This window comes from Kitasatospora sp. NPDC056731 (genome assembly GCF_040687675.1).
Classification (GTDB): Bacteria; Actinomycetota; Actinomycetes; order Streptomycetales; family Streptomycetaceae; genus Kitasatospora.
This window is the reverse complement of sequence record NZ_JBFBNR010000030.1, coordinates 29,628-43,705: the sequence shown is the minus strand read 5'-3', so window position 1 is coordinate 43,705 and position 14,078 is coordinate 29,628. Positions and strand designations below refer to the sequence as shown.

Annotated in this window: 3 protein-coding genes; all 3 read left to right on the top strand. The window is 77.2% G+C overall.

Translation table 11 applies throughout. The features are described from left to right. Position 1: 1 nt before the first annotated feature. On the top strand, positions 2 to 739 hold the full coding sequence (locus AB0R04_RS26905) for an aspartyl/asparaginyl beta-hydroxylase domain-containing protein (protein WP_063352428.1): 738 nt from the start codon (positions 2 to 4) through the stop codon (positions 737 to 739). A gap of 122 nt (positions 740 to 861) precedes the next feature. Beyond that, a complete protein-coding gene (locus tag AB0R04_RS26900; RefSeq protein ID WP_363375602.1) occupies positions 862 to 5,334 on the top strand; it encodes an SDR family NAD(P)-dependent oxidoreductase in 4,473 nt (1,490 codons plus the stop codon). Further along, a complete protein-coding gene (locus AB0R04_RS26895) occupies positions 5,331 to 13,982 on the top strand; it encodes an amino acid adenylation domain-containing protein (RefSeq protein ID WP_363375599.1) in 8,652 nt (2,883 codons plus the stop codon). Before AB0R04_RS26900 ends, AB0R04_RS26895 begins: the two co-directional genes overlap by 4 nt. Positions 13,983 to 14,078 lie beyond the last annotated feature (96 nt).

Genomic DNA, 14,078 nt, shown 5'->3' with positions numbered 1-14,078 from the left:
CATGGACGTTCAGGGCGTGATGACGGAGCTGCACGGCATCCTCGGCACCGAGGGGCTGGAGCGGGTCGAGGAGTGCCTGCGCATCCTCACCGGCGAGCAGGCCCCGGAGTACCTGCACGACGACCAGGAGCCGACCCGGCTGTTCTTCCCCGGGATCAGCGCCCTGCCCTGGCACGACACCGCCGAACTGCCCTGGGTGGCCCGGCTGGAGGAGGCGTACGACCGGATCAAGGCCGAGTTCCTGGAGCTGCGCGCCGAGCAGGCCCGCTTCGCCCCGTACGAGGACCTGTACACCAAGGAGCTCGGCTGGCAGGGCTGGGACACCTACCAGCTGTACCGCAACGGCAGCTGGCGGGACGAGGTCCTGGAGCGCTGCCCCGAGACCCACGCCGCCGTCTCGGCGAGCCCGCACGGGCCGCGCGACGGCATGTTCACCATCCTCAACCCCGGCGTGCACATCACCCCGCACACCGGCGGCGTGAACCTGCTGCTGACCGCGCACCTGCCGCTGATCGTGCCGCCCGGCTGCGCCATCAAGGTCGGCGACGACGAGCGGGGCTGGGAGGAGGGCAAGGTGATCCTCTTCGACGACAGCTTCATCCACGAGGCCTGGAACAAGGGCACCCAGCAGCGCGCCGTCCTGCTCTGGGACGTCTGGCACCCGGAGCTGACGCCCGTCGAGGTCCGGGCCCTGGAGTTCCTGATGCCCCGTTTCCAGCGCTACCTCATGGCGGTCTGAGCCGCCCGGCGGCCCTGATCCCCACGGCAGTCCTGAACCCCATGGCGGTCTGAGCCCCGGCCGCGTACCCGGTCCTGCCCGCCCCGCCGCGTGCGGAGCCCACCTCACCCACGGAGAACACCTTGAACGCACAGCCGGTCATTCCCGACGAGGCCGAGACCGACGGCCGGGTCGCCGTCGTCGGCCTCGCGGGCCGCTTCCCCGGAGCCGATTCCGTCGACGCGCTGTGGGAGCTGCTGGCCTCCGGCACCGAGGCGATCAGCCGGTTCGGCCCCGAGGAGCTGCGGGCCGCCGGGGTGCCGGACGGCGAGGCCGGCAGGCCCGGGTACGTGGCCGCCAAGGGCGTGCTGGCGGACGTCGCCGGCTTCGACTCCCAGCTGTTCGGCTACAACGCGCTGGAGGCCTCGGTCATCGACCCGCAGCAGCGGATCTTCCTCGAATGCGCCTGGGAGGCGCTGGAGGACGCCGGCTGCGACCCCGACCGGGCGCCCGGGCCGATCGCGGTCTACGCCGGGTCGCTGCTGAGCACCTACCTGATCCACAACCTGCTGCCGCGCACCGACCTGCGGGACTCCCTCGGCGTGCCGATGCTCTTCCAGGGCAACCAGCCCGACCAGCTGGCCCCCCGCGCCGCGTACAAGCTCAACCTGCGCGGCCCGGCGGTCAGCGTGCAGACCGCCTGCTCGACCTCGCTGGTCGCGGTGCACCTCGCGGTGCAGAGCCTGCTGTCCGAGGAGTGCGACCTCGCGCTCGCCGGCGGCGTCACCGTCACCGTGCCGCACCGCTCCGGCTACCTGCCGGTGCCCGGCGGCATCGAGTCGCCGGACGGGCACTGCCGGCCCTTCGGCGCCGAGGCGGCCGGCACGGTCTTCGGCAACGGCGCGGGCGTCGTGGTGCTCAAGCGCCTCGCCGACGCGCTCGCCGACGGCGACCGGGTGCACGCCGTCATCCTCGGCTCGGCCGTCAACAACGACGGTGCGAACAAGGCGGGTTACACCGCCCCCGGGGTCGCCGGCCAGACCGCCGTGATCCGCGAGGCGCTGTCCGTCGCGGGCGTCGCCCCGGACAGCATCGGCTACGTCGAGGCGCACGGCACCGGCACCCCGATCGGCGACCCGATCGAGGTCGAGGCGCTCACCGCCGCCTTCCGCGCCGAGCAGGACGCCGACGACAGGTCCGCCACCGGCTGGTGCGGCCTGGGCTCGGTCAAGTCCAACCTCGGCCACCTGGACACCGCCGCCGGCGTCACCGGCCTGATCAAGGCCATCCTGACGGTGCGCGGCGGCCGCATCCCGGCGAGCCTGCACGCCGAGGCCGTCAACCCCGAACTCGGCCTCGCCGACAGCCCGTTCTTCGTCCCGGCCGGCCTCACCGACTGGCCGGTCGCCGACGGCCCGCGCCGGGCCGCCGTCAGCGCCTTCGGCATCGGCGGCACCAACGCGCACGTGGTCCTGGAGCAGGCCCCCGAGCCGGCCCCGCGCGAGGCCGCCGCACCGGGCGCCGTCCCCGTCGCCCTGCCGCTGTCGGCCCGCACCGCCGCCGCGCTGGACGCCGCCGCCGAGCGGCTCGCCGACGACCTCGCCGCCCACCCGGACCGCCCGCTGGCCGACGTCGCCCGCACCCTGCGCACCGGTCGGCGCCAGCTGGTCCAGCGCCGCGTCGTGGTCGCCGACGACACCGCCGCCGCCGTGGCCGCGCTGCGCGGCGCCGGCCGCCGGGAGTCGGTCCGGGCCCGCGCCGGGCAGGGCGCAGCCCCCGTCGCCTTCCTGCTGCCCGGCCAGGGCGCCCAGTACCCGGGCATGGCCCTGGGCCTGCACCGGGCGCACCCGGTGTTCCGCGCCGCCCTGGACGAGGCCGCCGACCTGCTGCGCCCGCACCTGGGCCTCGACCTGGTCGAGCTGCTGCGCGGCGGCGACGCCGACCTGCTGCGCCGCAGCTCCGTCACCCAGCCCGCCGTCCTGGCGGTCGGCCACGCCACGGCCGCACTGTGGCGGCACTGGGGCGTGCGCCCGGCGGCGCTGCTGGGCCACAGCCTCGGCGAGTACACCGCGGCGCTGCTCTCCGGCGTCCTCGACCTGCCCGAGGCGCTCGCCCTGGTCGCCGCCCGCGGCCGGCTGATGGAGCAGACCGCGCCCGGCGCGATGCTGGCCGTCCCGCTGGACGAGGCGGCCGCGGCCGACCTCGCCGCCGCGCACGGCCTGGACCTCGCCGCCGTCAACGGACCGGGCGCCTCGGTGCTGTCCGGCACCGCCGAGGCCGTCGAGCGGGCCGCCGCCGAGCTGGGCGAGCGGGGCCTGCGCGCCCTGCGCCTGCCGGTGGAGCGGGCGTTCCACAGCGCCCTGTGCGCGCCCGCCGCCGAGCAGTTCGCGGCCGAGCTCGCCAAGGTCACGCTGCACGAGCCCACCGTGCCGTTCCTGTCCAACCTCACCGGCGACTGGATCACCCCGGAGCAGGCCACCGACCCCGGCTACTGGGTGCGCCAGATGCTCTCCCCGGTGCGCTTCCACGACGGGCTGACCCGCCTGGCGGCGCTCGACGAGCGGATGGTGCTGGTGGAGACCGGCCCCGGCAGCGTGCTGACCGACCTGGCCCGCGCGGCCGCCGAGGGCAGCGCCGGGCCGCGGCTCGCCCTGCCGCCGCTGCCCACCCGCGGGCGGCGCGGCGCCGAGGACGAACCCGGCAGCGCCGTCCTCGCGCTCGGCAGCCTGTGGGCGCACGGCGCCGCCGTCGACTGGGAGCCCGTCGACGCCGGCGCCCGCCCCGCCGACCTGCCCGGCTACCCCTTCGAGCGGCTCCCGCACTGGATCGAGCCCGCCGTCCCCGGCCGGGCGCCCGCCACCGCGCTGCCCGCCGCGGACCTCGACGCCGTCCACGCGACCGTCAACTGGCGCCCGCTCGCCGAGAGCGCCGGGGACGACCCGCTGGCCGGCCGCCGCCAGACCTGGCTGGTCCTGCTGGACCGAGCCGGCGCCGCCCAGCCCCTGGTCGAGCTGCTGACGGCCCGCGGCCAGATCGTCACCACCGTCCAGCCCGGCCCGGCCTACCGCCGGGTGCGCCGCGGCGTCTACGAGCTCGACCCCGCCGACCCGGCCCAGTACGCGAAGCTGCTGGCCGACCTGCGCGGCCTGGTCCGCACGCCCACCGCCGTCCTGTACGCCTGGGGCCTGGACGAGACGCCGGACGAGACCGCCGGCTACTTCGGCCTGGTCCACCTCGCCCGGGCGATGTCCGCCGAGAGCGTGCTGAACGAGGTCCGGCTCGGCGTCGTGACCGCCGGGGCCTTCCCGGCCGCCCCCGGCGAGCAGCCCCGGCCCGCCGCCGCCCTGCTCAGCGGCCCGGTCCAGGTGCTCGGCGAGGAGTACCGCAACCTGCGCTGCACCCAGGTCGACCTCGCCGTCGGCGCCGCGCTCGACGAGGCCGCCGCCGACGCGGTGGTGCGCGCCGTGCTCACCGGCCCGGCCCGGCTGCTCGCCCTGCGCGAGGGCGCCCTGCTCACCCGCACCGTCGAGCCCGCCGAGCGCCCCGTCCCGACCGCCCCGGCCCGGGTGCGCGCCGGCAGCACCTGGCTGCTCACCGGCGGCCTCGGCGGGATCGGCCTGACCCTCGCCCGGGCCCTGGCCCGGGCCGGCGCCGCCCGGCTCGTCCTGCTCGGCCGCGGCGCCGCCGACGAGGCCACGCTCGCCGCGGTGCGCGAGAGCGGCGCCGAGGTGCTGGCCGTCCAGGCCGACGTCACCGACGCCGCAGCGCTGGACCGGGCGCTGGAGCAGGCCCGTGCGGCCTTCGGCCGGATCGACGGCGTCGTCCACGCGGCCGGCGTGCCCGGCGGCGGCTCCGTCGAGCTGCGCTCCGACGACAGCATGCGCACCGTCCTCGCCCCCAAGACCGCCGGCCTGCGCCACCTGCTCGCCGCGCTGCGGCCCGGGGAGGCCGAGGTGCTGGTGCTCTGCTCCTCGCTCGCCACCCTGATCCCGACCTACGGCCAGGCCGACTACGCGGCCGCCAACGCCTACCTCGCCGCCGTCGCGGAGGCCGAGGCCGCGCGCGGCGAGCGCCACGCGGTGGCGGTCGACTGGGACATGTGGGCCGGCGTCGGCATGGCCAGCCGGGCCGAGGTCCCCGAGGCCCTGCGGGCCTTCCAGGCCGACATGCTGGCCGGCGCGCTCACCCCCGAGCAGGGCGCCCGCGCCTTCGCCGCCCTGCTGGAGGGCCCGCCCGGACGGGCCGTGGTGGCCCGGGCCGGCGCCGCGATCGCGGACGGCACGCTGCGCACCTCCGCCGCCCCGGCCGCCGAGGCACCCCGGACGGCGGCCCTGCCCCGCCCCGAGCTCGCCACGCCGTACACCGCCCCGGCCACCCCGACCGAGGAGCGCCTGGCCGAGATCTACGCCGAACTGCTCGGCCTCGACCGGGTCGGGGTGGACGACGACTTCCTGGAGCTCGGCGGCCACTCGCTGCTGGCCGCCCAGATCGCGGCCCGGCTGCGGGCCGAGTTCGAGGTCGACGTCCCCGCCCGGGTCTTCTTCGAGGGCGGCCGCGTCGCCGACCTCGCCACCGAGATCGAAGACCGCATCCTCGCCGACCTGGAGAACCAGTGACCAACCCCGCAGGCCGCCGCGAGGACCGCCTCGCCCGGCTCACCCCCGAGCAGCGCGCCGCCTTCGAGGCGCGCGCCCGGGGCCGCGCAGGCACCGCCCCGGCCACCACGGCCGGCCCCGCCGCCACGGCCCCGGCCGTGCCGCCGCGCGACCCGGCGCTGCCGGCGCCGCTGTCCTTCGGCCAGGAGCGGCTCTGGTTCCTGGAGCAGCTCACCCCCGGGCTCGGGGTGTTCAACGAGTACGTGGGCCTGCGCCTGAGCGGCCCGCTGGACGTCGCCGCGCTGGAGGCCGCGCTGGACGGCCTGGTGGAGCGGCACGAGGCGCTGCGCACCGTCATCGCCGCCGGCCAGGACGGCCCGGTGCAGCGGGTGCTGGAGCGCACCGCCCCGGTGCTGCGGGTGGCCGAGCCGGCCGACGGCGAGGGCGGCTGGAGCGAGGCCGAGGAGCGCGCGCTGGCCGAGCGGGAGGCGGCCCTGCCGTTCGACCTGGAGCACGGCCCGCTGCTGCGCGCCCTGCTGATCCGCTCCGCGCCCGAACGCGCCCTGCTGGTCGTGGTCAACCACCACCTGGTCGGCGACGCCTGGTCCCGCGCGGTGCTGGTGGAGGAGCTCTGCGCCCGCTACCGGGCCTTCCGCGAGGGCGGCCCGGCCCCCGAGCCGCTCGCCGTGCAGTACGCCGACTGGGCGCAGTGGCAGCGCCGCGAGCTCACCGACACCGCGCTGGCCGAGCCGCTCGGCTACTGGCGCGAGCGGCTGGAGGGCGCCCCGCACGTCCTGGAGCTGACCACCGACCGGCCCCGGCCGGCCGTGCCCAGCCACCGGGGCGGCCGGGTGCACTTCACCCTGGACGCCGCCACCACCGAGGCCGTGGAGGCCGCGGCCCGGGCGGCCCGGGCCACCCCGTTCATGGTCACGCTGGCCGCCTGGCAGGCCGTCCTGATGCGCCACTCCGGCCAGCAGGACGTCGTCGTCGGCGTGCCCACCGCGGGCCGCGACCGGCCCGAACTCGCCGGACTCGTCGGCATGTTCGTCAACAGCCTGGTGCTGCGCTCGGACCTCTCCGGCGACCCGTCCTTCGGCGAACTGCTCGACCGGGTGCGGGAGACCTCGCTCGGCGCGCTGGCCCACACCCAGGTGCCCTTCGAGCGCCTGGTCCGCGAGCTGCGCCCGGACCGCGACCTCAGCCACGCCCCGCTCTACCAGGTGCAGTTCGGCTACCGCAACGTCCCCGCCCCCGACATCGCCCTGCCCGGCGTCACGGTCGAGCTGGTCGAGCTGGACAACGGCCTGTGTCGCACCGACCTGAGCCTGGAACTCGCCCGCGACGGCGAACTCACGGCAGGCGTCTGCGAGTTCAGCGGCGACCTGTTCGACGACGACACCGTGCGCACGCTGACGGAGGCCCTTCAGCGGGTGCTCGCCCGCGGCGCCGCCGACCCCGGCCTGCGGCTCTCCGACCTGCTCGCGCTCACCCCCGTCGAGCAGGCCCTGCTGGCCGTGGCCGGCGACGGCCCGGCGCTGCCCGAGGACGCGCCGGACGTCGTGACGGCCTTCGCCGAGGCCGTGCGCACCCGCCCGGACGCCGAGGCCGTGCTGCCCGGCGGCCGCCCGGACCAGGCCCTCACCTTCGCCCAACTGGACGCCCGGGTCGACGAGTTGCTCGCCCGACTCCAGGCCGCCGGGGTGCGCCCCGGCGACCGGGTCGGCCTGTGCCTGCGCCGCGGCACCGACCTGCCCGCCGCCATGCTCGCCGTGCTCCGGGCCGGCGCCGCCTACCTGCCGCTCGACCCGGACTACCCGGCGGCCCGGCTGCGCCACGTGGTCGAGGACGCCGAGCCCGCCGTGGTCGTGGTGCACGCCGCGACCCAGGACGCCGCGCCCGCCGGCGCCCCACTGCTCGACCTCGACGCCCCGGCCGAGTCCGCCCCGCCCGCGCCTGTTCCTTTGGACCCGGACGCCCCCGCGTACGTCATCCACACCTCCGGCTCGACCGGCCGCCCCAAGGGCGTCGTCGTGCTGCGCCGCAACCTCACCGCCTTCCTGGCGGCGATGGACCGCGTACTGGCGGACGACGGGGAGCCCGCCACCTGGCTGGCCGTCACCAGCGTCTCCTTCGACATCTCCGTCCTGGAACTGCTCTGGACGCTCAGCCGGGGCCACCGTGTCGTGGTCAACCCCGACCCCGGCACGGCGGCCCCCGCCCCGGCCCCCTCCACTCGGAACGCCGCGGCCTCGCAAGACGCCCCGGCCGTCCCCGAGTTCAGCCTCTTCTACTTCGCCAGCGACACCGCCGGCGCCGAACCCGGCCCCGACCAGTACCGGCTGCTGCTGGACGGCGCCCGCTTCGCCGACACCAACGGCTTCTCGGCCGTCTGGCTGCCCGAGCGGCACTTCCACGCCTTCGGCGGGCCGTTCCCGGCCCCCTCGGTGCTGGCCGCCGCGATCGCCCAGGCCACCGAGCGGATCGGGATCCGGGCCGGCAGCGTGGTGCTGCCGCTGCACCACCCCGTCCGGGTCGCCGAGGAGTGGTCGGTCGTCGACAACCTGTCCGGCGGGCGGGTCGGGCTGTCCTTCGCCTCGGGCTGGCACGCGGACGACTTCGTCCTCGCCAAGGACGCCTACCAGGACCGCCAGGCGCTCACCGTCAGCGGCATCGAGCAGGTGCGCCGGCTGTGGCGCGGCGAGCGGCTCCCCTTCGAGGGGCCCGGCGGCCGCACCGTCGACGTCCAGGTGCTGCCCCGCCCCGTCCAGGCCGAGCTGCCGTACTGGCTCACCTCCTCGGGCAACCCCGAGACCTGCCGCACGGCCGGCCGGGTCGGCGCCCGGCTGCTGACCCACCTGCTGGGCCAGAGCGTCGAGGAACTCGGCGAGAAGATCGCCCTCTACCGGGAGGCCTGGCACGAGGCCGGCCACCCGGGCGAGCCGCACGTGACCCTGATGCTGCACAGCTACGTCGGCACCGACGACGCCGACGTCCGGGCGCACGCCTGGCAGCCGTTCCGCGACTACCTGCGCAGCTCGGTCGGCCTGATCGAGAACCTGGCCCGCAGCCTCGGCATGGACGTGCGCAGCAGCGACTTCACCCCGGAGGACCAGGAGGCCCTGCTCGACCACGCCTGCGCCCGCTACCTGGGCCACAGCTCGCTGATCGGCACCGCCGAGGAGTGCCTGCCGCTGGTGCACCGGCTGGCCGCCGCCGGCGTGGACGAGATCGGCTGCCTGGTCGACTTCGGCGTCGACACCGACGTCGCGCTGGCCGCCCTGCCCCGGCTGGCCGAGCTGCGCCGCACCGCGGCCGCCGCACCGGCCCCCGCCCCGGCCGCCCTCGCGGTCGCGGCCGACACCGAGCTGACGGCGCTGGTGCGCGCCCACGGCGTCACCCACCTGCAGTGCACCCCCTCGCGGGCCCGCACCCTGCTCGACGAGGCCGACCCGCAGGCCCTGCGCGGCCTGCGGCAGCTGCTGCTCGGCGGCGAGGCCCTCGACGCCGAGCTGGTGCGCCGGCTGGCCGAACACCTCGGCGGCCCGATCCGCAACATGTACGGGCCGACCGAGACGACCGTCTGGTCCACCACCTCCGAGGTCGACCCGGCCGAGGGCCTGGTCACCATCGGCGGCCCGATCGCCGGCACCACCGTGCGCGTCCTCGACCCGTACGGGCGCCGCGTGCCCGTCGGCGTGCCGGGCGAACTCCTGATCGGCGGCGCCGGGGTGACGGCCGGCTACCTCGGGCTGCCCCGGCTCACCGACGAACGCTTCGTCGCCGACCCCGAGTCGGCCGGCCCCGAGACGACCGACCCCGAGACGGCAAGCCGTGAGTCGGCCGCCCGGCTGTACCGCACCGGCGACCTCGTCCGCACCCTGCCCGACGGCCGCCTCCAGTACCTCTCCCGCAACGACCACCAGGTCAAGATCCGCGGCTTCCGGATCGAGACCGGCGAGGTGGAGGCCGCGCTCACCGCGCTGCCCGGCATCCGCCAGTGCGTGGTCACCGCCTACGGCCTGGGCACCGCCCGGGCCGCCCTGGCCGCCTACCTGGTGCCCGAGGACCCGGCCGCGCCGCCCGCCCCGGCCGAGCTGCGGGCCGCCCTGGCCGGGCAGCTGCCGGGCTTCCTGATCCCGTCCCGGTTCATCCCGCTCGACGCGCTGCCGCTCACGAGCAACGGCAAGGTCGACCGCGCGGCGCTGCCCGCCCCCGAGACCGTCCCCGCCGCCGGCCGCGACCGCACCGCGCCCGCCACGCCGACCGAGGAGCGGATCGCCGCGATCTGGCGCGAGGCCCTGACCCTCGACGAGGTCGGCACCGAGGAGGACTTCTTCGAGCTCGGCGGCCACTCCCTGCTGGCCGCCCGCATGGTCGCCGGGATCCGCCGCGACCTGGACGTCCAGCTGCCGCTGCGCACCCTGTTCGACTCGCCGACCGTCGCCGCCCTCGCCCGGGCCGTGGACGCGCTGGGCGCCGGCGGGGCCACCGAGGCGCCCGCCGAACCGGTCGAGCTGCTGCCCGACCCGGCCCGCCGCCACGAGCCCTTCCCGCTGACGGACGTGCAGCGCGCGTACTGGATCGGCCGCAGCGGCGCCGTCGGCGGCGACGTCGCCTGCCACCTCTACCTCGAAGTGGACGTCGCCGACGTCGACCCGCTGCGCCTCCAGGACGCCTGGCAGGCCCTGGTGCGGCGGCACGACGCGCTGCGCCTGGTCTTCGCCGAGGACGGCACCCAGCGCATCCTGCCCGAGGTGCCCGCCTACCAGCTGGCCGTCGAGGACCTGCGCGGGCTGCCGGAGCCCGAGCGGGCCGACGCCCTCGCCGGGACCCGCGCCCGGATGTCGCACCAGGTGCTGCCCGCCGACACCTGGCCGCTGTTCGAGCTGCACGCCAGCCGGACCGAGGGCACCGACGCCCGGCTGCACCTGAGCATCGACACCCTGATCGCCGACGGCGGCAGCGTGCAGATCCTGCTGCGCGAGCTGCTGGCGATCTACCAGGGCTCGCTCGACCCGCGCCCGATGGAGCTCTCGTTCCGCGACTACGTGCTGGCCGAGCAGACCCGCCGCGAGGGCCCCGCGCTGCAGCGCGACCTCGACTACTGGCACGGCCGCCTGGAGACCCTGCCGCCCGCCCCCGCGCTGCCGCTGGCGCGGCGCCCCGAGGAGCTGACGCAGACCAGGTTCCACCGCCGCGAGGCGCACCTGCCGGCCGAGCTGTGGGAGCGGCTGAAGAGCCGGGCCGCCGCCGGCCGGGTCACGCCCTCGGCGCTCGCCCTGGCCGCCTACGCCACCGTGCTCGGCACCTGGGCGGCGGCCGACCGCTTCACCCTCAACCTCACCCTGTTCAACCGCGTCGGCGAGCACCCCGACCTGGCCGCCATGGTCGGCGACTTCACCGCGCTCAGCCTGTTCGAGGTGGACGGCGCCACGGCCGGTTCCTTCGCCGACCGGGCCCGCCGCCTCCAGGACCGGCTCTGGGAGGACCTGGACCACCAGCTGGTCAGCGGCGTGCGGGTCGGCGGCGACCTGGCCCGCCGGCGCGGGGTGGCCGACGCCGCCATGCCGGTCGTCTTCACCAGCGAGCTCGGCGCCGGCGAGGTCGGCGGCAGCCGGGTCCTGCGGGAGCTCGGCGCCAAGGTCGCCCACACCATCACCCAGACCCCCCAGGTCTGGCTGGACCACCAGATCTCCGAGGACGAGGGCCGGCTGCGGCTGACCTGGGACGCCGTCGAGGAGCTCTTCCCCGAGGGCCTGCTCGACGCGATGTTCGAGGCCTACACCGGCCTGCTCACCGCCCTCGCCGAGCGGCCCGACGCCTGGACGGACCTTCACCTGGCCGCCCTGCCCGCCGCCCACGCCGAGGCCTACCGCGCGCTCAACGCCACGGACGGCCCGCGGCCCGACGGGCTGCTGCACGAGCCGTTCCTCGCCCAGGCACGCACCGCCCCCGAGCGGACCGCCGTGGTCTCCGCCACCGGCACCGTGACCTACGGCGAGCTGGAGCGTGCCTCCGCCGCCGTGGCCCACGCGCTGCGCGGCGCCGGTGTCGGCCCCGGCGACCTGGTCGGCGTGCGCGCCGACCGGGGCTGGGAGCAGGTCGCGGCCGCGATCGGCGTGATCCGGGCCGGCGGCGCCTACCTGCCGCTGGACGCCGGACTGCCGGCCGCCCGCGTCGCCCGCTCGCTCGAACACGCCGGCGCCACCGCGCTGCTCGCCCGGGAGTCCTGGGACGCGGCCGGCGCGGTGCCGGCCGGCGTCACCCTGCTGGGCTTCGACCAGGCGCTGGCCACCCCGGCCGACACCGAGCCGGCCCCGGCGCCCACCACCCCGGCGGACCTCGCGTACGTCATCTACACCTCGGGCTCCACCGGTGACCCCAAGGGCGTGATGATCGACCACCGCGGCGCGCTCAACACCGTGGTGGACGTCAACGACCGCTTCCGGGTCGGCCCCGCCGACCGCGTGCTGGGCCTCTCCTCGCTCGGCTTCGACCTCTCGGTGTACGACCTGTTCGGCACCCTCGCCGCCGGCGCCGCGCTGGTGCTGGTCGGGCCCGGGGAGGAGCGCGACCCCGCGCGCTGGTCCCGGCTGGTCGCCGAGCACGGCGTCACCGTCTGGAACTCCGTCCCCGCGCTGATGGAGATGCTGCTCGCGTACGCCGGCGGCAACCCGGCCGCCGACCTGGAGTCGCTGCGCCTGGTCATGCTCAGCGGCGACTGGATCCCCGTCGGCATGCCCGACCACGTCCGCGCGCTGTCGCCCAAGGCCGAGGTGATCAGCCTGGGCGGCGCCACCGAGGCGTCGATCTGGTCCGTGCTGCACCCGATCGGCGCGGTCGAGCCGGGCCGCCCGAGCATCCCGTACGGGCGGCCGATGCGGAACCAGGGCATGGTCGTCCTGGACGAGGCCTTCCGGCCGCGCCCGGTCGGCGTCGCCGGCGCCCTGTTCATCACCGGCGCGGGCCTGGCCGTCGGGTACCGCAACGCCCCCGAGCTCACCGCCCGGGCGTTCCCGACCCACCCGGTCACCGGGGAGCGCCTGTACCGCACCGGCGACCTCGCCCGGCTGCTGCCCGACGGCGAGCTGGAGTTCCTCGGCCGGGAGGACTGCCAGGTCAAGGTGCGCGGCATGCGCATCGAGCTGGGCGAGATCGAGTCGGCGCTGGTCCGGATGGACGGCGTCCGGGAGGCGGCGGCGCTGGTCGAGGGCAACGGGCTCGGCGCCCGACTCGCGGCCTTCGTGGTCCGCGAGGCCGCCCGGCCGCAGCCCGCCGCCCCCGCCCCCGCGCCGGCCCCGGCCCTGGACGCCGAGCGGGTCCGCCGGCTGGAGGCGCGCCTGCGCCAGCCCGGCCGCCGCGCCGACCTGGCGGGCCGCGAGGTGCTGCCCTTCGCCCTGCCGACCGACACCCTGGACCTGCGCCGGGCCGCCGCCCTGCGCGGCGCCGCCACCGGATTCGCCGACGCCCCCGTGCGGCTGGCCGACCTGCACGCGCTGCTGACCGTGCTCGCCCGCCAGGACGAGGACGGCGTGCCCCGGTACGCCTACGGCTCGGCCGGCGGCCTGTACCCGGTGCAGACCTACCTGGCCGTCGCCCCCGGCAAGGTGGCGGGCCTGCCGGCCGGCACCTACTACGTCGACCCGGCCGGGCCGGCGCTGGTCGCCCTCGACGGCGCACCGGGCTCGGCCCGGGCCCTGGACCGGGCGCTCTACAGCGAGGCCAACGGGCCGCTGCTCGACCAGGCCGGCTTCGCCGTCTTCCTGGTCTCCCGGACCGCCGCGATCGCCCCGGTGTACGGCGAACTCGCCGACCGCTTCTGCCTGTTGGAGGCCGGGGCGATGGCGCAGCTGCTGCGCCACCGCGCCGCCGACTGCGCGGTGGCGCTCTGCCCGATCGGCGACGTCTTCCCGGAGCCGCTGCGCGAGGCGCTGCGGCTGGAGGACGGCCAGCGCGTGTTGCACACGCTCGTCGGCGGCCGGCCGCTGAACGCGGTCGCCGAGGAGCCCGGCTCCGGCACCGACTGGACGGCCGCGCTGCGCGACGCGCTCGCCGAGCGGCTGCCCGGCTACATGGTTCCGCAGCGGGTGCGGGCGGTCGAGGCGCTGCCGCTGTCCGCCAACGGCAAGGTCGACCGGGCGGCGCTCGCCCGGCTGGGCGCCGCGGTGCCCGCCCCCGCCCCCGCCGTCGTCTCCGCCGTCCCCGCCCCCGCCGTCGCGGCGGCACCGGCTTCACCGGCGGCGCACCGGCCGGGCGCGCTCGGCGCGATGGAGCGGCTCACCGAGCTGTGGCGGGAGGTGATGGACGGGGCGGAGGTCGGCGTCGACACCAACTTCTTCGAGGCCGGTGCCAACTCCATCCACCTGGTCCGGGTCCAGCGGCGGATCGCCGAGGACTTCGGGCAGGAGCTCTCGGTGGTCGAGATGTTCGACCGTCCGACCATCCGTCACCTGGCCGAGCTGCTGGACCGGCCGGCCGCCGCCCCGGCGCCGCAGGCGGTACCGGCTGCACCAGCGGCACCGGCACCCGAGCCCGCCTCGGACACCGCCGCACCCGGCACCGCTGCATCCGACACCGCACAGCCCGCCGGCGGCGACCGCCGGCAGCACCACGAACGGCGCCGCGCCGCCCGCCGAGGCGGCTCCGGCACCGGCCCGACCGGCTGACCCCGACGGCCGGCGGCCGACACTCCGCACCCCGTGCCGGGTGTCGGCCGCCGGACCCCCGCGAGCCGCGTCGCATCACCACCCATGAGGAGAAAG